22 protein-coding genes are annotated in these 22,300 nt (G+C 71.0%); 3 read left to right on the top strand and 19 right to left on the bottom strand.

Annotation, left to right across the window (positions count from 1 at the left end; all coding sequences use genetic code 11):
* Positions 1–174: 174 nt before the first annotated feature.
* The 4 genes from CFI00_RS12015 to CFI00_RS12000 form a co-directional block, all read right to left on the bottom strand.
* Positions 175–588 carry a hotdog domain-containing protein gene (locus CFI00_RS12015; protein WP_207081396.1) on the bottom strand — a complete coding sequence of 138 codons (414 nt, stop codon included), beginning with the start codon at positions 586–588 and terminating at the stop codon, positions 175–177.
* Complete coding sequence (locus tag CFI00_RS12010; protein WP_207081395.1) at positions 585–1,340, bottom strand: OAM dimerization domain-containing protein; 756 nt, start codon at positions 1,338–1,340, stop codon at positions 585–587. The genes CFI00_RS12015 and CFI00_RS12010 overlap by 4 nt, the downstream gene beginning before the upstream one ends.
* Before the next feature lie 76 nt (positions 1,341–1,416).
* Complete coding sequence (locus CFI00_RS12005; protein ID WP_207081394.1) at positions 1,417–3,012, bottom strand: lysine 5,6-aminomutase subunit alpha; 1,596 nt, start codon at positions 3,010–3,012, stop codon at positions 1,417–1,419.
* Positions 3,012–4,106, bottom strand: a complete 1,095-nt coding sequence (locus CFI00_RS12000) for an L-erythro-3,5-diaminohexanoate dehydrogenase (protein ID WP_207081393.1) — start codon at positions 4,104–4,106, stop codon at positions 3,012–3,014. The genes CFI00_RS12005 and CFI00_RS12000 overlap by 1 nt, the downstream gene beginning before the upstream one ends.
* Positions 4,107–4,272: 166 nt before the next feature.
* Here CFI00_RS12000 and CFI00_RS11995 point away from each other — a divergent pair, with 166 nt between their 5' ends.
* On the top strand, positions 4,273–5,739 hold the full coding sequence (locus CFI00_RS11995; protein WP_207081392.1) for a lysine 2,3-aminomutase: 1,467 nt from the start codon (positions 4,273–4,275) through the stop codon (positions 5,737–5,739).
* Between the two features lie 250 nt (positions 5,740–5,989).
* On the top strand, positions 5,990–6,937 hold the full coding sequence (locus CFI00_RS11990) for a type IV toxin-antitoxin system AbiEi family antitoxin domain-containing protein (protein ID WP_207081391.1): 948 nt from the start codon (positions 5,990–5,992) through the stop codon (positions 6,935–6,937).
* Positions 6,938–7,061: 124 nt separating this feature from the next.
* Here CFI00_RS11990 and CFI00_RS11985 read toward each other — a convergent pair whose 3' ends face one another.
* The 12 genes from CFI00_RS11985 to pafA all read right to left on the bottom strand — a co-directional run bounded on the left by CFI00_RS11985 (position 7,062) and on the right by pafA (position 19,715).
* Positions 7,062–7,514, bottom strand: coding sequence for an Lrp/AsnC family transcriptional regulator (locus CFI00_RS11985; RefSeq protein WP_207081390.1), 453 nt, complete (start codon positions 7,512–7,514; stop codon positions 7,062–7,064).
* Between the two features lie 10 nt (positions 7,515–7,524).
* Positions 7,525–8,460 carry a 5'-3' exonuclease gene (locus tag CFI00_RS11980; protein ID WP_242532351.1) on the bottom strand — a complete coding sequence of 312 codons (936 nt, stop codon included), beginning with the start codon at positions 8,458–8,460 and terminating at the stop codon, positions 7,525–7,527.
* Between the two features lie 29 nt (positions 8,461–8,489).
* Positions 8,490–9,845, bottom strand: coding sequence for a hypothetical protein (locus CFI00_RS11975; RefSeq protein ID WP_207081389.1), 1,356 nt, complete (start codon positions 9,843–9,845; stop codon positions 8,490–8,492).
* A 77-nt stretch (positions 9,846–9,922) separates the two neighbouring features.
* Positions 9,923–12,739 carry a DEAD/DEAH box helicase gene (locus CFI00_RS11970; protein ID WP_207081388.1) on the bottom strand — a complete coding sequence of 939 codons (2,817 nt, stop codon included), beginning with the start codon at positions 12,737–12,739 and terminating at the stop codon, positions 9,923–9,925.
* The gene (locus tag CFI00_RS11965) at positions 12,736–13,638 is read right to left on the bottom strand and encodes a diacylglycerol kinase (protein ID WP_207081387.1); all 903 of its coding nucleotides are present in this window, start codon (positions 13,636–13,638) and stop codon (positions 12,736–12,738) included. The genes CFI00_RS11970 and CFI00_RS11965 overlap by 4 nt, the downstream gene beginning before the upstream one ends.
* 23 nt (positions 13,639–13,661) lie before the next feature.
* On the bottom strand, positions 13,662–14,060 hold the full coding sequence (locus tag CFI00_RS11960) for a hypothetical protein (protein ID WP_207081386.1): 399 nt from the start codon (positions 14,058–14,060) through the stop codon (positions 13,662–13,664).
* Between the two features lie 23 nt (positions 14,061–14,083).
* A complete protein-coding gene (tatC, locus tag CFI00_RS11955) occupies positions 14,084–14,920 on the bottom strand; it encodes a twin-arginine translocase subunit TatC (protein ID WP_242532350.1) in 837 nt (278 codons plus the stop codon).
* Positions 14,921–14,925: 5 nt separating this feature from the next.
* The gene (gene tatA, locus CFI00_RS11950; RefSeq protein WP_207081385.1) at positions 14,926–15,219 is read right to left on the bottom strand and encodes a Sec-independent protein translocase subunit TatA; all 294 of its coding nucleotides are present in this window, start codon (positions 15,217–15,219) and stop codon (positions 14,926–14,928) included.
* Positions 15,220–15,279: 60 nt separating this feature from the next.
* Entirely contained in the window at positions 15,280–16,275 is a 996-nt protein-coding gene (locus tag CFI00_RS11945) for a WYL domain-containing protein (RefSeq protein ID WP_207081384.1), read from the bottom strand.
* Complete coding sequence (locus tag CFI00_RS11940; protein ID WP_207081383.1) at positions 16,272–17,246, bottom strand: WYL domain-containing protein; 975 nt, start codon at positions 17,244–17,246, stop codon at positions 16,272–16,274. The genes CFI00_RS11945 and CFI00_RS11940 overlap by 4 nt, the downstream gene beginning before the upstream one ends.
* Positions 17,247–17,294: 48 nt before the next feature.
* Positions 17,295–18,254: an FKBP-type peptidyl-prolyl cis-trans isomerase gene (locus CFI00_RS11935; RefSeq protein ID WP_207081382.1), complete on the bottom strand. Its 960-nt coding sequence runs from the start codon at positions 18,252–18,254 to the stop codon at positions 17,295–17,297.
* A 99-nt stretch (positions 18,255–18,353) separates the two neighbouring features.
* Positions 18,354–19,715, bottom strand: a complete 1,362-nt coding sequence (pafA, locus tag CFI00_RS11930; protein WP_207081381.1) for a Pup--protein ligase — start codon at positions 19,713–19,715, stop codon at positions 18,354–18,356.
* A gap of 118 nt (positions 19,716–19,833) precedes the next feature.
* Between pafA and CFI00_RS11925 the strand changes: the two genes are divergently transcribed.
* Entirely contained in the window at positions 19,834–20,244 is a 411-nt protein-coding gene (locus CFI00_RS11925; protein WP_207081380.1) for a hypothetical protein, read from the top strand.
* A gap of 12 nt (positions 20,245–20,256) precedes the next feature.
* On the opposite strand, the gene prcA is transcribed toward CFI00_RS11925, so the two are convergent.
* Genes prcA through CFI00_RS11910 form a run of 3 tightly spaced genes read right to left on the bottom strand, consistent with a single transcriptional unit; the run spans position 20,257 to position 22,235 of the window.
* Positions 20,257–21,186 (bottom strand): proteasome subunit alpha, encoded by a 930-nt coding sequence (prcA, locus tag CFI00_RS11920; RefSeq protein WP_207081379.1) that lies wholly within the window; start codon positions 21,184–21,186, stop codon positions 20,257–20,259.
* A gap of 24 nt (positions 21,187–21,210) precedes the next feature.
* Complete coding sequence (gene prcB, locus CFI00_RS11915) at positions 21,211–22,041, bottom strand: proteasome subunit beta (protein WP_224273734.1); 831 nt, start codon at positions 22,039–22,041, stop codon at positions 21,211–21,213.
* Complete coding sequence (locus tag CFI00_RS11910) at positions 22,038–22,235, bottom strand: ubiquitin-like protein Pup (RefSeq protein WP_207081378.1); 198 nt, start codon at positions 22,233–22,235, stop codon at positions 22,038–22,040. Before CFI00_RS11910 ends, prcB begins: the two co-directional genes overlap by 4 nt.
* Positions 22,236–22,300: the final 65 nt, after the last annotated feature.

Below are 22,300 nucleotides of genomic sequence, written 5' to 3'. Positions count from 1 at the left end.
CACCCACGAGCTGCACAGGCGGACCCCGAGACCCTCCCTCCACGGCTGCGGAGTGTCAACACGCGCCTGACCTGCCAGAACGCGCGTTGTCGCAGGTCAGCGACGTGCGGTCGCCGAGAACTCGCGGCGAAAATTTCACCTGGATCGGCGTGTCGTGATGTGACACGCCGAGGACTACTGCGGTGCGGGAGGTACGACGACAGTGCCGGTGGCAGTGGTCGCCACGACCGGCGGATCGAGCACCGTGGCGGCGCCGGGTGCGGCCTCGCTCGGCGCGCCGCGTCCGACCACGTGCACGGCGAAGTCCATCACCCGGCTGCGGGTCCCCTCCCTGACGAGGGTCGCGGTGATCTCGAGGACGTCACCGGCGCGCACCGGGGCCTTGAACTGGACGTCGGAGTAGGAGGCGAAGAGGCCCTCGTCGCCGTCGAGGACGATGCACAGCTCGGTGGCGACGTCGCCGAACAGCCCGAGGCTGTAGGCCCCGTCGACGAGGTTCCCGGCGTAGTGGGCGTGGGAGTAGGGGACGTAGCGGCGGTGGGTGACGACCGTGCCGACGCGGTCCTCGGACGGGCGGGTGTCGCTCATGAGGCCTTCTCCTGGGTGGGGGTGCGCGGGCCGGTGAGGCGGTGCACGATGAAGGACGCGACCTCGCCGGGCGTCGTGCCCCGGCTGAAGACGCGGTCCACGCCGAGCTCGTCTGCCATGGTCTCGTCGAAGCGGGGGCCGCCCACGACCAGCAGCGGCCGTCGCGCCGCGGGGTAGGCCTCGCGGAAGGCAGCCGACATCTCGCGGGTGTTGAGCAGGTGCGCGTCGCGCTGGGTGACGACCTGCGAGACGAGGACCGCGTCGGCCTTCTCCTCACGCGCGGCCTCGACGAGCTGTGGGACGGAGACCTGCGCGCCGAGGTTCACGACCTTCAGCTCGCGGTAGTACTCCAGGCCCTTCTCCCCCGCGAACCCCTTGATGTTGAGGATCGCGTCGATGCCGACGGTGTGGGCGTCGGTGCCGATGCAGGCACCCACCACGGTGAGCCGGCGCCTCAGCGAGCGCTTGATCGAGGCGTTGGCCTCCTTCGGCGTGAGCAGCGGGTAGTCGCGCTCCACGACCTCGACCGTGCTGGGGTCGACCAGGTGGTTGACCCGGCCGTAGACGACGAAGAAGGTGAAGCCCTCCCCCATCGGCTTGGCGTGCACGACCAGCGCGGGGTCCATGCCCATCTTGTTGGCGAGCTGGACCGCGGCGCCCTCGGCGACCTTGGAGTGCTCGATCGGCAGCGTGAACGACAGCTGCACCATCCCGTCGCCGGTGGTGTCGCCGTAGGGCCTGATCAGGCTCATGGACGTACTCGCTTCGCTCCGTGCGCCCATGAAGCACGGGGGGCGCTGTGCTGACTGGTTCGCTCGCTGCGCTCGTTCACTTCTCCTCCTCGAGGATCTCGGTCGCCGGGTTGTAGTAGTCGCGGGTCTTCCTGGCCACGCCGTCGAGGCCCCTGCCCTTGTCGGCGGGCCGCTTCATCAGGCCGAACGTCCCGTCGGCGATCGCGGCGAGCAGCGGCGGGTCGCCCGCTGCGTCGGTGTCGTCCTTGATCTCCTGGAGCAGCCCGATCGCCTCGCCGAGCACCTCGCGGGCCCGGTGGGCGATGAAGCCGTCGGGAGCGGGCCGGAAGTCCTCGTGGAGCTTGCCCGCGGCGTTCATGACGTAGCGGACGTTCTGCAGGGCGAGGTCGCGGTCGGAGATCCAGGGCGTGACGACGGCCTCGGTCATCATCCCGACCAGCAGGATGCCCTGGCCGGTGAGCGCCCCGACGAGGTTGAAGAAGCCGTCGAGGAGGTAGCCCTTGAAGATGTCTCCGGTCATGTGGCGGGTGGGCGGCATCCACTTGAGCGGAGCATCCGGGAACAGCTCGCGGGCGAGCATCGCGTGAGCCAGCTCGAGACGGAACGAGTCGGGCACCTCGGGGTCGATCTCGAAGGCGTGGCCCAGACCGAGCTGCCAGTCCGCGAGCCCGGCCTCCTTGGCGAAGTACTCGTTGAGCAGCTGGCTGGTGGTCACCGTGTGTGCGGCCTCGACGGCGTCGGCGGTGGTGAGGTAGTTGTCCTCGCCGGTGTTGATGATGATGCCGGCGCGGGCGTGGACCTGGCGGCTGAACCGCTGGTCGACGAAGGTCCGGATCGGGTTGATGTCGCGGAAGAGGATGCCGTACATCGAGTCGTTGAGCATCATGTCGAGGCGCTCGAGCCCGGCGAGCGCTGCGATCTCCGGCATGCACAGGCCCGAGGCGTAGTTGGTGAGCCGGACGTAGCGGCCGAGCTCCCTCGACGTCTCGTCGAGCGCCGCGCGCATGAGGCGGAAGTTCTCCTGGGTGGCGTAGGTGCCGGCGAAGCCCTCGCGGGTGGCGCCCTCGGGCACGAAGTCGAGCAGCGACTGGCCCGTCGAGCGGATCACCGCGATCACGTCGGCGCCCTCGCGGGCCGCGGCCTGCGCCTGCGGGATGTCCTCGTGGATGTCGCCGGTGGCGACGATGAGGTAGATCCACGGCTTGCTGGGGGCGTCACCGACCTTCGCGATCATCTTCTCGCGAGCGGCGCGCTGACGGTCGATCTGCTTGATGCCGGCGCCGACCGCCTTGCGCGAGGCGGTCCGCGCGCGGGTGGCGTCCTTGCCGTCGGGGACGCGGAAGGTCACCGACCCCGCGGCTGCCTTCTGGGCGAGGGTGAGGAGGTCGTCGCCGTCCCCGCGGAGCAACGCGTCCCACACGGGCAGGCTGACACCGTGCTCGAGCCCGACGTCGGCCCGGACGGCGTCGGTGAGCCGGTTGACCCACGGGGTGCCGTCGGGGTCCGCGCCGCCGAGGCCGGCCAGGCGCAGCGTCGCTCGCTCCACCGACACGGTGGTGTGGCGGGTGGCGAGGTCTACGATCGGCTTGCCGACCTGGCGCGCGAGCGTGCGCGCGCGGCGTACGTCCGCGCGGTCGATGCCGAGCTGGCTGGCGGGCCTGCGGGTCGCCATCACAGCCTCCGCTCGAACAGCGCGCGGACGCCGGCGTCGGCACGCAGCAGCTCCATGGCGTACGCCGCGTGGCCGGGGACGTAGCCGTTGCCGACGAGCATGCGCACGTCGGCGGCCAGGCCCTCCGCGCCGAGGGCAGCGGCGCTGAAGCTGGTGGCCATGGAGAAGAAGATCACGGTGCCGGACTCGGCGGTCGCCAGGATCGCGCCGCCCTCGCAGCCGGGGACGTCGACGCAGACGACCGTGACGTCGGCCGGGCCGCCGGCAGCGGTGACCGCCTCGCGCAGCGCGATCGGGTCGCGGGCGTCGGCGACCGCCACGGCGTCGGCCAGCCCGGCACCGGTCAGCAGGTCGTGCTCACCCTGGTGGGGCACCACGCCGATGGTGCGGGCCGCGCCGGCGGCGCGTGCGGCGGCCAGGCTGAGCGAGCCCGACTTGCCTGCTCCGCCGATGACGGCGACGACCGGGGCGCTTGTCCCTCTGAGCGTGGCGCGGGCGGCGTACTCCTCCACGACGTGGGCGGTCAGGGCGGGCGCGCCGCACACGTCCATCACGCTCAGCGAGAGGGCGGGGTCGAGGTCGTCGGGGATCACGGCCGCGATGGAGCGGCCGAAGAGGATCGCGTAGCCGTCGCACGGCACCTGCTCGCTGCGACCGTCCCAGGCGGCGAGGCCGTCCTCGATCACGAGCGGGGTCAGCGTCAGGCTGACCAGGGTGGCGACGCGGTCGCCGACCACCAGGCCCAGGGGCGACTCGGGGCCGACCTCCTCGACCGTGCCGACGAGCATCCCGCCGGACCCGGTGACCGGGTTCTGCATCTTGCCGCGCGTGGCGACGATGTCGAGCACCTCGGCGCGCACGCCGTCGCCGCTGGTCTCGCCGTACGTGGTGTGCGCCCGCTCGAGCTGACGGAACGACGCGGCGTCGAGGTTGAGGCGCTCGACCCGCACGCGGACCTCGTCGGGCCACAGCTCGCGCCGGGTGTCGAGGCGCTGGGCGGCCTGCGGCAGCACGACGGCGTCGTCGAGGACGCGGTGCAGGCCGGTCGGATCGCCGGCGCGCAGGCCGGTCTGGAGGTCCGAGGTGGGGGTCATGCGGTGCATCCTTCTATGTTCCAGCAGTTCGGCCGCAAATCTTGCGGCGTGGCATTGGACTCGCCGCAGGTTCTCCGCGTAGTCTCCCAGATGTGTCGCCGGCCACACAACCGGCGCGCCGCACGGCCACACCACGACCCGCTCGGGTCGGCATCAAGGAGATCTCATGAGCATCGAGACCGCCACCCACCTCGGGCCAGGCCTCGCCAACGGACAGCCCTACCCCTACCAGCGCGTCGAGCTCGTCGAGCCCGACTGGACGCGGTTCCCGGGCTGGGTGGGCGTCACCGCCGAGGAGTGGGCGTCGGTCCAGTGGCAGCGCGCCCACTGCATCAAGAACGTCAAGCAGCTGCGCGAGCTGATGGGCGACCTGGTCGACGACCGGTTCTACGCCGACCTCCAGCGCGACCAGGCCGAGCGGGCCACGATGTCGATGCTCGTGCCGCCGCAGATGATGAACACGATGGTCCCGACCGCGTCGCCGGCCGGTCCCGGGTCGCTGACCGAGGCGTTCTACGCCGACCCGATCCGTCACTACATGATCCCGGTGTTCAGCGACCGGCGCACGGACTGGCCCTCGCACCCGCACGCCGCCCGCGACTCGCTCCACGAGCACGACATGTGGGCCACCGAGGGCCTCACCCACCGCTACCCCACCAAGGTGCTGGCCGAGCTGCTGCCGACCTGCCCGCAGTACTGCGGCCACTGCACCCGCATGGACCTCGTCGGCAACTCGACGCCTGCCATCGCGAAGCTGAAGTTCGCCGGCAAGCCCAACGACCGCCTCGGCGACATGCTCGACTACCTGCGGCGCACGCCGTCGGTGCGCGACGTCGTCGTGTCCGGTGGCGACGTGGCCAACATGCCGTGGCCCCGCCTCGAGGCGTTCCTGATGTCGGTCATGGAGGTCGACAACATCCGCGACATCCGCCTCGCCACCAAGGCGCTGATCGGCCTGCCGCAGCACTGGCTCCAGCCCGACGTGGTCGAGGGCGTCTCCCGAGTGGCCGGCGTGGCGCGCTCGCGCGGCGTCTCGCTCGCGATGCACACCCACGCCAACCACGCGGCCTCCGTCACGCCGATCGTCGCCGAGGCGACCCGGGCGATGCTCGACGCCGGCCTGCGCGACGTACGCAACCAGGGCGTGCTGCTCAACGGCGTCAACGCCGACCCGCACGCGCTCCTCGACCTGTGCTTCCGCCTGCTCGACGGCGCGCAGATCATGCCCTACTACTTCTACATGTGCGACATGATCCCGTTCTCGGAGCACTGGCGGGTCTCCCTCGCTGACGCCCAGCGGCTCCAGCACCACATCATGGGCTACCTGCCGGGCTTCGCGACGCCGCGCATCGTGTGCGACGTGCCGTTCGTCGGCAAGCGCTGGGTGCACCAGAACGCCGACTACGACACCGAGCACGGCATCTCCTTCTGGACCAAGAACTACCGCACCTCGATCGAGGCCGACGATGCCGAGGCGCTCTCGCGCTTCTACGAGTACTACGACCCGATCCACACGCTGCCCGAGTCCGGCCAGCAGTGGTGGGAGGAGCACGGGCGCCTCGACGAGGCCTCGCTGAAGGCTGCGGAGATGGCCGAGGCGTCGCGGCGTACGGCGGCGCTGCAGGCTTGGTGAGGGTCGGGGGTTCCTGCACCCGTCTCGGGATCCCCGGCTGGCCGGGGATCCCCTACGTTGTCGGCCTATCCAAAGCCTGACAACCTGCGGGAGTCCCTGACAACCGTGCGGTGGCTGGTCCGCGCTTGACCAGCTTCGCCCGTCTGGTGGTGGGCCACCGACCGTCCACAGGCTGCGCTGATCGCCGTTCCTCCACATGCAGAGCGCTCGTCGGCGGCGAGCTGTCGGCGTGAGCGACAAGCCTGTGTGCATGGAACCTCGACTTCGCGCACTCATCGCCGCGAACGGTGTCTTCACACGCAAGGACGCCAACGCGCTCGGCTACCACGACGCCGCTATCGCTGCCCACGTCAGGTCAGGAGCGTGGATCCGGATCCGGCGCGGTGCCTATGTGCTCGGACCCGAATGGTCCGACCTGGGTGCCAAGCAGCGCTATGCGACCCTGTGCCGAGCTGTCGTCCACCAGGCCCAGACCCGGGTCGTGCTCAGTCACCTCAGCTCGGCGAACGAGCACGGCGCGCCGCTGTGGGACTGCGACCTGGCTGCGGTGCACCTGACGCGTCCCGACGGGCGAGCCGGGCGAGCCGAGGCCGGCGTGGTCCAGCACCGAGGTGCGATCGAGAAGGACGACGTCGTACGCCGTCGCGGGCTCGAGGTCATGAGCGCGACGCGAACCGCGCTGGAGTTGACCATGCTCCTGGACGCCGAGCATGCGCTGGTCGAGATCGACCACCTGCTTCACCACAACCTCACCACCATCCCAGAACTGCGCAAGCGCTACGAGGCAATGACCTTCTGGCCGCGAACGCTCACGACTGAGCACGTGCTTCGTCTTGCCGACTCACGGTCGGAGTCCGTGGGCGAGACCCGGGCCCGCTACCTGTGCTGGAGCGAGCGCCTTCCGGCACCCGTGCCCAACTACCCCGTCCTGGACAACAGGGGCGTCGAGATAGCGCGAGTCGACCTCGCGTGGCCCGAGCTCGGCGTGTTCCTGGAGTTCGACGGGAAGGTGAAGTACGAGGAGCACCGGCGTGAGGGCGAGTCAGTGATCGACTGCGTGCTGCGGGAGAAGCGGCGTGAGTCGCTGATCTGCGAGCTCACCGGCTGGCGGTGCATCCGCATCGTGTGGGCCGACCTCTACAAGCCGGCTGAGACTGCGGCTCGCATCCGCCGGCTCTTCTGCATCAGCGCCGCCTGACCCCCGCGGGTTGTCAGGGCCCTCCGCAGGTTGTCGGCCTCTGCGCGGCCTGACAACCTGCGGGATCCCCGGATGACCGGGGATCCCGAGAACGGGCTGAGCCCCAGCAGCACGACGATGTCCCTCAGTCGACCGTCCGGTTCTCGTACGGCGTGGAGAGCACGATCGTCGTCCGCGTCGAGACGCTGGCGGCGCCGCGGATCCGGGCGAGCAGCTCCTCGAGCGCGAGGGGGGTGGCGACGCGGATCTTGAGGATGTAGGACTCCTCCCCCGCGACCGACCAGCACGACTCGATCTCCTTGATGCCCACCAGCCGCTCGGGGTAGTCGTCGGGCTGCGAGGGGTCGATCGGCGTGATCGAGATGAAGGCAGTGAGGGGGCGCCCGAGCTGGTCGTGGTCGACGGTCGCGCCGTAGCCCTTGATCAACCCACGCTGCTCGAGGCGCTTGACGCGCTGGTGCACCGCCGAGGTGGACAGGTCGGTCGCCTTGCCGAGGTCGGTGAACGACATGCGGCCGTCAGCGGCCAGCAGGGCCAGGATCTGGCGGTCCTTGGACTCGACCTCGGGGGGGCTCACGCCGTTCACCCTAGTGCGAGCCGGACATGGCCTCCACCAGGCGCACGGCTGACGAGCCCAGGCCCCACTGCTCGTCCAGCGCCACCAACGCTGCGTGGTCGACCGGGGTGCGCGGGCGGGTGAGGTCCGGGGATCCGAGATCGAGGTCGCGACGTACGGCGACCACCTGGGGTGCCACGGCCAGGTAGTCGGAGGCGGCCTTGATCTTGCCGCGCGGTCCGGGGCCCATGTCGGAGTCGGGGTCGTGGGCGGCCGCGAGGATCGACCCGACGTCGCCGAACCGCCCCAGCAGGGTGGCAGCGGTCTTGTCCCCCACCCCGGCGACTCCGGGGAGGCCGTCGGAGGCGTCGCCGCGCAGCGTGGCGAGGTCGGCGTACTGGTGGGCGTCGACGCCGTACTTGGCGCGGACCCACGCGTTGTCGACGCGCTCGTGCTTGCTGACCCCGCGGGCGACGTAGAGCACGCGGACCCCGGCATCGTCGTCGACGAGCTGGAAGAGGTCGCGGTCACCGGTGACGATGTCGACCGCCATGCCGGCGTCGGTGGCCAGGGTGCCGATGACGTCGTCGGCCTCCATCTCGGGGTGTCCCACCACCGGGATGCCGTAGGCCTCCAGGACCGAGATGATGATCGGGATCTGCGCCTCGAGCGGGTCGGGCACCTCCTCGACGTCCGGCCGCGGTCCGGGGACCTCGGCCACGACGCGGTGGGCCTTGTAGGACGGGATGAGGTCGACGCGCCACTGCGGGCGCCAGTCGTCGTCCCAGCAGCAGGCGAGGTGCGTGGGGTCGTACTCCCCCACCAGCCGGCTGATGAAGTCCATCAGGCCACGCACCGCGTTCACCGGTGTCCCGTCGGGCGCCTTCACCGAGTCCGGCACCCCGAAGAACGCGCGGAAGTAGAGGGAGGCAGTGTCGAGGAGCAGGAGGCGGTCGCCGGTGGCCATGGCGAGAGCCTTCCACACACGTCCGACGGCTACGGGATGTCGGTGAGCTGCAGCGTCACGCTGCCGGACGCGCTCGGCGCGAAGGTGAGCTGGAGCTCGTGAGGTGCAGCGCTGAAGAAGTAGCCGTCAGCCGTCAACGCGTCAGGGCCTGCTGACAGGCCCGGGTACATGCAATCCCGCGGGCAGAAGACCGGCGGCACCCACGTCTGCCACCTACCGGTGGTCGACACGTCGGTGGCACTCAGGCGCACGGCGCCGACCGCTGGGACCGGTATCGCCGCGAAGAAGCGGGTGCCCGGCTCCACGGACGAGAACGTGACCGGCGGCCCTCCCACCACGAGGTCCGGGACACGCACCGTGCGCCGCATCCGCACCTGCAGGGCCTCGGGTCCGGCTCCCTCGGGGTCACTGGCGACGATCGTCCGACGCAGCGTCGGGTCGTCGGGATCGGCGCATCCGGTGTAGGTCCGCCACGGCCACCACGTCGGGTCGTCGATGTCTCCCGCGTTCTCCGGGATGCCGAGCGGGAGGACGTAGGGACGATCCTCGGCGGTGGCGGCGTAGACCAGCACGTGCTCGCGGCCGGGCTCCGCCGGCAGCGTCAGGGCCGGTCCGTCGAGCTCCACGCGGTGCTCCCGCGCCCGCAGGGACTCCGCGTAGCCCTTGGCAGGAGCGACGAGTCCGACGCGCATTCCTGTTCTGAGCTGCGGGCCACGGAGCGGGAGGAGGATCCGCTGGCCGGCCTCGACCGAGACCGAGCCGACGAGGGAGTCGCGGAACACCCGGTCGCCGACGACGACCCTGCTCCTCTGCACCCGCTGGACGGTGCCGTCACTGGTCCGGAGGGTCAGCGTGTCCCGTCCGTCGCGGGCGACGCGGACCCACGCCACGTCGAGGTAGCCCGGTCGCTCACCGCGCACGGCGGTGCGGTCGTCGCGGGCCACCTCGCGGCTGCGGACCTTGACCAGCCGGACGCTGACCGGGTGCGGATCCCTGCCCGCGTCGAACCCGCACGCTCCGCGGAAGCGCAGCTCGACACGACCGGTGCTGCGCACCCGCATGATCCGTGCGGACGTGGAGTAGTCGACCCTGGCGGTCCGACGGCCTCGCGCGTCCGCGATCGTCTGGGTGAAGGAGCAGGGAGCGAAGCGATCTCGGCGACTGCGCACCTCGATCATCACCTCGTCGCCGCGCCGGGCACGGAACCCGATGTCGAGGCCCTGTCGCGGTGCGAGGCGCACGGCTCCGGCACCGTACGAGCGCTCGACGTGCTTCACGCGCGGAGTCGGTGCCGTCTCGGGGGCCGCCACGGCGGGCTGCTCGACGACGACGCCCAGCAGTGGCAACAGCAGTGCCGCAACGACGCCGGCGATGAATCTCCGCATGAAGCCTCCTGATGTCCCACGTTCCTGCGAGGGGAGACGCTCCGGGCGACCATCTGGTTGCCGCGTGGTCTCCCGGGTCACTCCGCCAGCACGCTGTAGGCGATGACGCCGCGCTTCAGCAGCTTGGCCGTGGCCCGGGCCGTGGAGCGCAGGTCGGTGTCCCCGGCCGCGTCGGCGACCTGGCCGCAGAGGTCGAGCAGCTGCTTCATCCAGCGCACGAAGTCTCCGGCCGAGAGGCCAGTGACCATCAGGACGTCGTCGAGGTCGTCGCCCTCCGCCCAGCGCCACGCCGCCCACGCGAACCCCATGTCGGGCTCCCGGAGGAAGTCGAGCTTGTGGTCGCGCTCGAGAGCGTCGAGCTGGCCCCAGAGGCGTACGACCTCGGCCAGCACCGGACGCACCTGGCCACCCGGCATCTTGGGCGAGGTGGCGTCGTCGGCCCGTCGCGCCTCGAAGACCAGCGCCGACAGCACCGCGGCGAGCTCCGAGGGCGCCAGCTCGTCGAGCGCTCCGGCCCGGATCGCCTCGGCGGCGACGAGGTCCATGTCGGTGTAGATCCGGCGCAGGTGCGAGCCCCGCTCGGTCACCTTGTCGCCATCGAGGTAGCCGAGGGCGGTGAGGACGTCGCAGACCCGGTCGAAGGTGCGCGCGACGGTGTTGGTGCGGTTGTCGACGCGACGCTTGAGCGTCTCGGTGTCGCGCTCGAGCTTGAAGTAGCGCTCGGCCCACCGCGAGTGGTCCTCGCGCTCGGGGCACTGGTGGCACGGGTGGGACTTCAGCTCGGCGCGCAGCCGCCCGATCTCGCGGTCGGTGGGCGAGTCGCTGAAGGACTCCTGCTTCGTACGCCGTGGGCCGGGCGCGTCGAAGGAGTCGGCGCGCGAGCGCAGCGCGTTGGCGAGCTCGCGGCGCTGGGCCGGGTTGCGGCCGTTGAACGACTTGGGGATCCGGAGCCGGCCGATCGACTGCACCGGCACGGGGAAGTCCATCATCGCCAGCCGACGCGCCTGGCGGTCGGCGGTCACGACGTAGGGCCGCGGCTCGTCACCGGAGGTCCCGGGGTCGACGACGACGGCGAGCCCGCTGAACTTGCCGGCCGGCACCTGGATCACGTCGCCGGGCCGCAGCTTGCCCAGGGACGCAGCCGCCTCGCCGCGGCGGTCCTGCCGGCGCTCGCGGGAGGCGCCCTTCTCGAGGTCGGAGATGAGGCGGCGCAGTCCGGCGTACTCCATGAAGTCACCGACGTGGCACGTCGCGGCCTCGCGGTAGCCCTCGAGCGCCTCCTCAGCCTTGTGCACCTGCCGCGCGAGACCGACCACGGCCTTGTCGGCCTGGAACTGGGCGAAGGACTGCTCGAGCAGCTCGCGCGAGCGCGCCCGGCCGAACTGGTGCACGAGGTTGACGGCCATGTTGTAGGACGGCCGGAACGACGAGCGGAGCGGATACGTACGCGTGGAGGCGAGGCCGGCGACCTCGCCCGGGTTCATGCCGGGCTGGTAGAGCACGACGCCGTGGCCCTCGATGTCGAGCCCGCGCCGACCGGCGCGACCCGTGAGCTGGGTGTACTCCCCCGGCGTCAGGTTGGCGTGGCTCTCGCCGTTCCACTTGGAGAGCTTCTCGATGACCACCGTGCGGGCGGGCATGTTGATGCCCAGGGCAAGGGTCTCGGTGGCGAAGACCACCTTCACCAGCCCTTCCTGGAACAGCTCCTCGACCACCTGCTTGAACGCCGGCAGCAGGCCGGCGTGGTGGGCGGCGATGCCGCGGGTGAGGCCGTCGAGGAACTCGTGGTAGCCCAGGACGTGGAGGTCCTCCTCGGGCAGCGAGCGCGAGGCCTCCTCCACCCGGGCGAAGATCTCGTCGCGCTCGGCCGCCGTGGTGAGCCGCGTGTTGGCCTGGACGAGCTGGCTGACCGCCGCGTCGCACCCGGCGCGGCTGAAGATGAACATGATCGCCGGGAGCAGCCCCTCCCGGTCCAGCCGCTCCACGACGTCCACCCGGCTCGGGATCCAGACGCGGCGCCCGTTGCCGACCGACCGCGGGTTCTTCGACGAGCCCGGCTTGCCCTTGCGGGGAGAGCGGCGGTCGCGCATGAGGCGGGTGCTGGCCCAGTCGTCGCGGGCGATGCGGGTGAGCTCCTCGTTGACCGGGGCGCCCTCCTTGACGAAGCCGGCGCTCGCGTCGACGTCGGAGGAGGCGAAGAGGTCGAGCAGCCGGCGCCCCACCATGACGTGCTGGAACAGCGGCACCGGCCGCTTCTCCTCCAGGATCGTGGTGGTCTCACCGCGCACGGTCGCCAGCCACTCGCCGAACTCCTCGGCGTTGGACACCGTCGCCGACAGCGACACCAGGGTCACCGACTCCGGCAGGTGGATGATGACCTCCTCCCAGACCGCGCCCCGCATCCGGTCGGCGAGGTAGTGCACCTCGTCCATGACCACGTAGCCCAGTCCCAGCAGGGTCCGCGAGCTCGCGTAGAGCATGTTGCGCAGCACCTCCGTGGTCATCACGACCACGGGCGCCTCACCGTTGATGACGTTGTCGCCGGTCAGCAGACCCACGTTGTCGGCGCCGTAGCGCTTGACCAGGTCGTGGTACTTCTGGTTCGACAGTGCCTTGATGGGCGTGGTGTAGAACGCCTTGCGACCGGTCTGCAGGGCGAGGTGGATGGCGAACTCGCCGACGATGGTCTTGCCGGAGCCGGTGGGCGCCGCGACCAGCACCCCGCGCCCCTGCTCGATCTCCTGGCAGGCCCGCACCTGGAAGTCGTCGAGCTCGAAGCCGTAGAGGCCCGAGAAGTCCTTCAGCATCGGGAAGGACTGCTCGCGCCGGAACGCTGCGTAGCGCTCGGCGGGCGTCTGCTGGTCCTCGGACGGGGTGCTGGACGGGGTGCTCATGCGATGACCTCCAGGGCGCCGGGGACGCACTCGACGGTGAGGGGCAGCGGGCCGAAGCGCTCGCCGTCGGCGTACGACACGATGCCGGGGGCGGCGACGGTGACCGAGCGGACCCGCCGGTGGACGTACTCCGCGACGCCGTCGATGCGCCCGGTGAACAGCCGCGGGTAGGACCGCACCAGCTTGGACTTGCTCATCTGGGTGATGACCACGACGTCCAGCATGCCGTCGTCGAGCAACGCGCCCTCGGTGATGCGCAGTCCACCACCGAAGGACGGGCCGTTGCCGACCGCCACGAGCATGGCGTCGTGCTCGACGGTCTCGCCGTCGAGCTGCAGGACGTAGTGGATCGGCCGGAAGGTGCGCAGCTCGGCCAGCGTGGCGAGGTTGTAGCGCATCTGGCCGTGCGGCCACGTCATGGCGTTGGCGCGCTCGTTGACGATGGCGTCGAAGCCGGCCGCCAGCACGGTGACGAACCAGCGGTCGCCGCTGCGGGCGAGGTCGATGGTGCGCGTGCGGGAGGCGATGATGCGGTCCGCCGCAGCCACCGGATCGGTGCGCGGGAGGGCGAGGTAGCGCGCGACGTCGTTGCCGGTCCCGCTGGGGATCAGGCCGAGGGGTACGCCGGTCCCGGCCACCGCCTGGACACCGAGGTGCACCAGTCCGTCGCCGCCGCACACCACGAGCGCCTCGACCCCGTCGGCCACGCAGCCGGCCGCGAGGTCGGCCGCCTCGTCGGCGTCACGGCCCTGGAGGTTGCGCACCACGAACCCGCTCTCCCGCAGGCGGGCGAGCGCGACGTCACGGTGCCGGGCGCCTCGGCCCCGGCCCGACGTGGGATTCGTCAGCAGCGCGATCTCGCGGCCCCGGACCGAGTCGGGTGCTGAGGGGTCGTGCATGAGCGCGACCCTATCCCCCGGTGCTACGCCCCGAGCCGCAGCAGGGCGGCGTAGCGATCGGCGTGTGCGCCCACGGCGCGAGCCAGGCGTCCGAGTGCCTCGAGCACGAGGTCGGGACCGAAGCGGGTGCCGGGGACCGCGAGGACGAGTCGGGAGTCGATCTCGCCGATGACGACCTGGCCGTGCCGCCAGGCCTGGTGCACGCGGAGCCGGCCCGCGTCGTCGACGACGGGCTCGGGGTAGGCCTCGTCGACGGCCAGCAGGTCGCAGGCGATCTCGAGCGCCTCGTCGCTGTCCGCCTTCAGTCGACCGCGGACCAGGTGACCGGTCCGCAGGCCCTGGTCCGCGCGCCACACCACGTCGTGGGTGCCCAGCCAGTCGGGCAGGTCGAACGGGTCGACATCGGTGATCGCGGCCTGCATGGGACCAGCCTCTCAGAGCCGGATCAGATGGCAGACAGCTCGTCGGGGCCCAGCCCGGCGTTGGGGGCCTTGCGGGCGCGCCGACGGTCGTTGAACCGGGCGATGGCCTCCGAGAGGAAGAACAGCACCACCATCGGCACGGCCATCAGGGTCATCGTGAAGGGGTCCGCGGACGGCGTCGCCACCGCGGCGAAGATGAAGGTGCCGATGACGATCCAGGGCCTGTACGCCTTGAGCGACGCGCCCTTCACCACCCCGGCGAAGTTGAGCAGCACGACGAAGACCGGGATGTTGAAGGCAAGGCCGAAGACGAACAGCGTCCGGGTGAAGAACTGGAGGTAGTCGTTGAAGTCGATGAGGTTGGTGACGTTGTCAGGGTTGAACCCGATCAACACCTCCAGCGCGACCTGCAACGTGACGTAGCCGAGGACCACGCCGGAGATGAAGAGCGGGCCGGCGACTCCGGCGAAGATGCGGCTCATCCGGCGCTCCTGCGCGTACAGCCCGGGCAGCACGAACGCCCAGATCTGGTAGAGCCAGTAGGGCGCCGTCACGATGCCGGCGGCGAAGCCGCACAGCGTGAGCCAGAGCAGCAGCCCGCCTCCGGCCCCACGCGTGGTGGCGTTGGTGGTGCCCTCCGGGAGGGTGGCCTGCGCGGCTTCGTAAGGGCCGACGACGAGGTCGAGCAGAGCGTGCCGGAACACCAGGGCGACCACGAGCGCGACCGTGAAGACGAGCATGACCCGCAGCAGGCGCGCGCGGAACTCGCGGAAGTGGTCCGAGAGCGCCATCCGACCGTCCGGGCCGACGGCCTCTGGCGACGGTCCCTTGAACAGACCGATGAGGCCGGAGATCCTCACCCGGGTCAGGCGGTGGTGTCGTCGCGCCGCTCGCGCAGCACCTCGCCCGAGGCCTCGTTGTGTGCCGTGGCCTGCGTCTGGTCACGGTGCTCGATCTCGAGCTGCTCGGGCGTCTTCTGCTCGTCGGCGTCGTCCTTGTCGTCGCGCAGGCCCTTGGTCTCGGTCTTGAAGATGCGCAGCGCCTGACCGGAGCTGCGGGCGAGGTCGGGGAGCTTGGCCGCGCCGAAGACGAGCACGACGATCGCGAGGATCACCAGCCACTCCAGACCCTGCGGCATGCCGACCATGGGGTTGATCATGAGGTCACTCCGTCGTTCTCGGGGTCGTTCTCGGTCTCGTGCGGACGCATCGTAGCCACGTCAGGAGAAGTCTACGCCGTTCGCCTCATAGTGGCGGAGCGCCGCACGTGCGGACGCCGAGATCGTTGCGGCCAGGTCGGTGGGGGCCAGCACGGTGGCGTGGGGCGCCAGGCGCAGGAGCAGCGACCGCACCCACTGCTCGCTCGCGACCTCGAGGTCGACGTCGACCGTGTCGTCGGGACCGGGGCGTTGCGCGCGCACCTGGTAGTACTCGATCACCCAGCGCGCCGGCGGGGCCAGGCGCAGCGTGACGGTGGTGGTCTCGGCGTCGCTGAACCAACCGCCGGTCAGGTCCCGCGCGCGGGCACCGGGATCGGCGACCGGGGTGTCGAGCTCGGTGGCGGCGAGGATGCGGTCCACCCGGAAGGCCCGGTCCCCCTGCGCGGTGTGGCACCACGCGTCGAGGTAGAGCAGGTCCTCGACGCGGGCGAGCCCCCGCGGGTCGACGACACGACGTGACTCCTCGTCCCGCGAGGCGACGTGGTAGGTGATCTCGACCTGGCGTCCGTGGCGCACGGCGGACTCGAGCACCGGCACGACCGCGCTGGTCTCCAGCGGCGTGGGCGCCACGTGGAGCCGGAGCAGCCCCTCGCCGTCCTGGCCGGCGGCCTGCTCGAGCTTGGCCAGGGTGCGCTCGATGACGTCGCGGGCCTCGTCGGGCGCCGCCTCGACCATCGTGCGCAGCGCCACCACGAGTGCGGTGGCCTCGGCCGGCGAGAAGCGCACCGGACGAGCGAGGTAGTCGGCGTTGTCGACGCGGATGACCCGGTCACCCTCGAGCGCGTCGAGGTCGACCTCGATGAGGTCCCCGGGGAGGCCCGGCGAGAGGCCGGTCATGAACAGCAGCCGCAGGTCGCGCTCGATCTGGTCGGCGTCGGTGCCGAAGTGGGTGGCGGCGTCGTCGAGGCGCACCTCACCGCGTGCGAGCAGGTAGGGGACCAGGGCGAGCAGCCGGGCGACCTGGTCCGGTGCGGTGTCGCCGGCCTGGACGCTCATCGGGCCTCCCCCGCCACTGCGCGCAGACGGGCCACCACGTCGGCGCGCAGCGCCTCGGGTCCCTGGACGACGACGTCAGCGCCGTAGGTCAGCACCTCGTCGGAGAGCTCGTGGACCGGTCCCTCCACCACGAGCAGGTCCCACCCTGGACGGTCCGTCTCCGCGGTGACGCTCTCCGCGCGCCGTCGCAGTCCCACGCCGGTGCCCTGCCGCAGGAGGACCTCGGCCCGCACCGACGGGAACGACGGGGACAGCCGCCGGGCGACAGCGCGTACGTCGGTGCCGGCCGGGACGTCGTACGCCCCGGACTTGCCGGTGGCGCGGACCGGACCCACGATGCGCGAGAGGCGGAAGACCCGCTCAGCACCGCGGTCGACGTCGAGGCCGACGACGTACCAGCGTCCCGAGGAGCGCGCGAGGCCCCACGGCTGGATCCTGCGGGTGGTGGGCTCGGTCTCGTCGGCACGCCGGTAGGGGAAGCTCACCTGGCGGCGCTTGCCGACCGCGTCCCAGAGCGGCTCGAACGCCGGCTCGTCGGCGGCGATCGCCGGGGCGACCACCTCCAGGCGGGACGGGTCGATCTCGACGCCCTGGCCCTTGAGCTTGGCCAGCGCGCGACCGGTCGCCTTCGCCAGGGTCGCCTGCTGCCAGACCTGCGCGGCGAGGCCCAGCACCGCGGCCTCGTCGGACTCGAAGCGGATCTCGGGCAACGAGGTCTGCTCGGTCGGAATGCGGTAGCCGATCTCGTCGTCGAAGAACGCGTCGGCGCTGCCGACCTCGATCACGGCCCCGATCTGGCGCAGGGCGTCCTTGTCGCGCTCGAAGGCTCGCTCGAACGCCTCGTCACCGGCCGGTCCGCGGGCGTGCTCGGGGTAGCACGCCTCGCGGATCGCGTCCTTGCTGATGAAGCGTCGCGCGCCCAGCAGCAGGATGTGCAGGTTCATCAAGCGCTCGGCCCGAGGCTGCGCCATCCGCTGCTCCCCCTCTGTCCGCTGGCGGTGTGTGGACCCGGAGGTCGGTCAGGAGACGCCGAGGATGTCGACGACGAAGAAGAGCGTGTCGGTCTTCTCGATGCCCGCGTCGGGATTGCCCTCGGGGTAGCCCTTGGCCGGCGGGATCTCGAGGATCACGCGGGAGCCGACCGTGCGGCCCACCAGGCGCTCGTCCCAGCCGGCGATGACCTGGCCGACGCCGATCGGGAACTCGGCCGGCTGGGCGCTGTAGGACTCGTCGAAGGGCTCCTCGGCGTTGTAGACCTGGCCGAGGTAGTCGACGGTCAGGGTGTCGCCGGCCTTGACCTTCGCACCGTCACCCTTGATGAGGGTGGTGGCGATCAGCTCGCCGGTCGGCTCGTGGGCGGTGCTGAAGTCCAGGCCGGTGACGACGCCACCCTCCTCGATCAGCGTGGGCGCCCAACCGGCGGGCTTCTTCTCCTCGCCCTGGGGGCCGTCGAGCGCGGGCTCCGGCGGCACGGTCTCGGAGCGGCCGAGGATGTCGACGACGGCGAGGACGGCGTCCTTGTTGCCGATGCCGATGCTGGGGTTGCCGAGCTCGCCGAAGGCCTGCTCGGCGGAGGTGAGCAGCACGATGCGGTCACCGACGGTGCTGCCGATCATCGTCTCGCGCAGGAAGGGCAGCACGTCCTCGGAGAGCTCGACCTCCTGGGTGCCCTGCTCGAAGGTGCTCTGGGCCTCCTCCTGCGTGAAGCCGTTGCCGATCCACCAGTTGGCCTCGACGGTGTCGCCGTCGGCGACGGTCTCGCCGTCACCCTCGACGAGGACCTCCTTCTCCTCCTCGGAGCCGTCGAGGCGACCGTCGAAGGTCACCTTCGGGGCCTTGCCCTGCTTGCCCTCGATGGTCACCGAGCTCAGCGGGGCGCCTCCCTCCTGGGCGTCACTGGAGTCGGAGCCGCACGCGGCGAGGCCGAGCATGCTGAGGACGAGGACACCGCTGACGGCAGCGGAACGTACACGAGACACAGGTTCACCTAATCGATCGGTCGGCGTTGCCCGGACACCCTATCCAGCAGGTCCCACCCGCGGTGGGGCCGGACCGCGGCTGTGCACGACCCGTGCGGTTCACATGCCGTCGATGAGCCTCTGGACCCGTTCGTCGTACGCCTTGAAGGGGTCCTTGCACAGCACGGTCCGTTGCGCCTGGTCGTTGAGCTTGAGGTGCACCCAGTCGACCGTGAAGTCGCGGCGGCGCTCCTGCGCCTTGCGGATGAACTCGCCCCGGAGCCGCGCGCGCGTGTTCTGCGGCGGGACGCTCTTGGCCTCGAACACCTTGAGGTCGGTGGTCACGCGCGCCACCGCGCCCCGCTTCTCGAGCAGGTAGTAGAGGCCGCGGCCGCGGTGGATGTCGTGGTAGGCGAGGTCGAGCTGCGCGATGCGTGCGTCGCCCAGCGAGAGCCCGTGCTTGGCGCGGTAGCGCTCGATCAGCTTGTACTTGATGACCCAGTCGATCTCCCGGTCCACCAGGCCGAGGTCATCGGACTCCACCGCCTTGAGGCCTCGCTCCCACAGGTCGAGCGCGCGCTCGATCGTCGGCGTCGAGATCTGGCGCCGGTCGACGAAGTCGCGGGCCTTGCCGAGGTACTCGGCCTGGATCTCCAGGGCGCTCGCCTCACGGCCGTTGGCCAGGCGCACCTTGCGCCGGCCGGTCGGGTCGTGGCTGATCTCGCGGATCGCGCGGATCGGGTTCTCCATCGTGAGGTCGCGCATCACCACGCCCTCCTCGATCATCCGCAGCACCAGGTCACAGGAGGCGACCTTGAGCATGGTGGTGGTCTCGCTCATGTTGGAGTCGCCCACGATGACGTGCAGGCGGCGGAACCGCTCGGCGTCGGCGTGCGGCTCGTCGCGGGTGTTGATGATGGGCCGACTGCGGGTGGTGGCGCTGCTGACGCCCTCCCAGATGTGCTCGGCGCGCTGGCTCACGCTGTACGACGCCCCGCGCGGGGTCATCACGACCTTGCCCGCCCCGACGACGATCTGGCGGGTGACGAGGAACGGGATGAGGATGTCAGCGAGCCGGCTGAACTCCCCCGCCCTCCCGACGAGGTAGTTCTCGTGGCAGCCGTAGGAGTTGCCGGCGGAGTCGGTGTTGTTCTTGAACAGGTAGATGTCGCCGGCGATGCCCTCTTCGTGCAGCCGGTTCTCGGCGTCGAGCAGCAGGCCCTCGAGGATGCGCTCCCCGGCCTTGTCGTGGGTGACGAGGTCGACGATGTCGTCGCACTCCGGGGTGGCGTACTCCGGGTGGCTGCCGACGTCGAGGTAGAGCCGGGAACCGTTGCGCAGGAAGACGTTCGACGAGCGGCCCCAGCTGACCACCTTGCGGAAGAGGTAGCGCGCGACCTCGTCAGGACTCAGCCGGCGCTGCCCCTTGAACGTGCACGTGACGCCGTACTCGTTCTCGATGCCGAAGATGCGCCGGTCCATGCGCCCACCCTAGGACCGTGCACCACGTCCGGTGCGTCATCCGGCGCCGAATCCCACCGGCGCGCCGCCCTTGACGCCAGCCTTGACTCGGTGGCCCCGGCCGGGTGAGCGTTCCTCCATGGGACCCCGCCACCTCGTCGCGACCGTCCTGGTCGAGCCCGGCACCGTCGAGGACCTCGAGCTCCGGGTGATGACCGACGACCTGTGGCTGTGGCCCGTGCGGACGGCGCCCGTGGTCGTCGACGGTGTCAGGCTGGAGAGCCAGGTCCGTCGCCGCCTGGTCGAGCAGCGGCGCGGTGAGTGGGACGACGCGGCGGCCTGGACCCCGGCCTGGGTGGGCTTCGGTCCTGCATGGCACGAGTTCGGCCCGCACGGCGACGTACGGCCTCCCGGCCCGCTGCCCTGGGCCGCGCACCAGAGGCTGTGGGCCGCGCTGGACGAGTTCGGATCGCTCGTGCGCTACCGGCGACGGCTCACCGGCATCCCGACCGTCGCGACGGCAGAGTGGCCGGGCCTCTACCTCCGCTGAGCCGCTGCTCGGTCAGACCTGACCCGGCCCCGTCGGCGGGGTGCCGGTCGACCCGGGTGCACCCGGGCTGTCGGGCGGGGCCACGGGCGGCGCGACCGGGGGCTCCCCCGTCACCGGGTCCTCCAGGGGCGGCGTCGCCCCCGAGACCTGGTCGGTCGGGTCGGCGGGGTCGTCCTGGCCGGAGTGGCGCGGACCGGACCCGGCCAGCGCGTCCTCGGGCGAGGCCCCGTCGGGCTCCTCGGCGCCGCGACGGCCGAGCACCTCGACGAGACGGGTCTCGCGCAGCCGGAGGAACTTGCGCGGCTGGGTGCGGGTGCGGTCGAGCACGGCGACCTCGAGGTCCCCGGTCGGGATCACGCGGTCGTCGCTCTCGCTGTGGCCGAGGGCAGCCACGGCGACGCGGATGGCGTCGTCGAGCGAGGCGCCGGCGGTGTAGTGCTCCTCGAGGTGGCCCGCGACGACGTCGGCGGCACCGCCCATCACCGCGAAGCCGTGCTCGTCGGCGACCTGACCGTCGTAGGTGAGGCGGTAGAGCTGGTCGTCCGCCGCCGAATCGCCGATCTCGGCGACGAAGATCTCAACCTCGTAGGGCTTCTCGCCGCCGGAGGAGAAGATCGTGCCGAGCGTCTGGGCGTAGGCGTTGGCCAGGCCTCGGCCGGTCACGTCACGTCGGTCGTAGGCGTAGCCGCGCATGTCGGCGAGGCGTACGCCGGCGATGCGGAGGTTCTCGAACTCGTTGTAGCGACCGACCGCCGCGAAGGCGATGCGGTCGTAGATCTCGCTGACCTTGTGCAGGGCCTGTGACGGGTTCTCCGACACGAACAGCACACCGTCGGCGTACTGCAGGGCGACGACCGAGCGCCCGCGGGCGATGCCCTTGCGGGCGAAGTCGGCGCGGTCCTTCATCATCTGCTCGGGCGAGACGTAGAACGGCATGCTCATGGGTGGGATGACTCCTACGTCGAATCAGGTGAGCGCCGCGGCGGGGCCGTCGGGGCGCTGCATGCGGGAGGCCAGGATGCGGTCGGCGATCACGGACACCTCGTCGTCGGGCATCCGGCGCCCGCCGTCGGGGGTGATCACGTGGACCACCGGGAAGATCCGGCGGGTGATGTCGGGGCCGCCGGTGGCGGAGTCGTCGTCGGCGGCGTCGTAGAGCGCCTGGATGACGGCGGTGACGGCCTCCTCGGCGTTGAAGTCGTCGCGGTAGAGCTTCTTGAGCGAGCCGCGGGCGAACAGCGATCCCGAGCCGACGGAGTGGAAGGCGGTCTCCTCGTAGCGGCCGCCGGTCACGTCGTAGCTGAAGATGCGGCCCTGATCGGCGGCGAGGTCGTAGCCGGCGAAGAGCGGCACCACGGCGAGGCCCTGCATGGCCATGCCGAGGTTGGCGCGGATCAGCGCGGCGAGCCGGTTGGCCTTGCCGTCCATCGACAGCGTGCTGCCCTCGATCTTCTCGTAGTGCTCGAGCTCGGTCTGGAACAGCCGCACCATCTCGACCGCGAGCCCGGCCGTGCCGGCGATGCCGACCACGGAGTACTCGTCGGCGGGGAAGACCTTCTGGATGTCGCGCTGGGCGATGATGTTGCCCATCGTGGCCCGGCGGTCACCGGCCATCACCACGCCGTCGTCGAAGGTCGCAGCCACGATCGTGGTGCCGTGGGGCGCGAGGTCGGCGGCGTTGCCCGCGGGGACGGCGCGGCGCGACGGCAGGAGGTCGGGGGCCTCGATGCCGAGGAAGTCGGCGAAGCTCGAGGTGCCCGGGGTCATGAAGGACGCGGGCAGGCGGGAGTCGGTCACTGTCCGCCCTTCTGGATGAACGACTTCACGAAGTCCTCGGCGTTGGACTCCAGGACCTCGTCGATCTCGTCGAGGATCGCGTCGACGTCCTCGTCGATCATCTCCTTGCGCTCGGCGACGTCCGTCTCGGCGACCTCCTCGGTCGTCGTCTCGTCCTGGGAGGACCTGCGGGGTTGCTTCTGCTCCTGGGCCATGACTCGACCCTATCCACTCGCACCGACGCCACAAGGACGTTCGCCCTCGGAGGACCCGCGCGAGT

The organism is Nocardioides sp. S5 (assembly GCF_017310035.1).
Lineage (GTDB): Bacteria > Actinomycetota > Actinomycetes > Propionibacteriales > Nocardioidaceae > Nocardioides.
The sequence above is the reverse complement of the archived record's forward strand: the minus strand, read 5'-3'. Positions and strand labels throughout refer to the sequence as shown.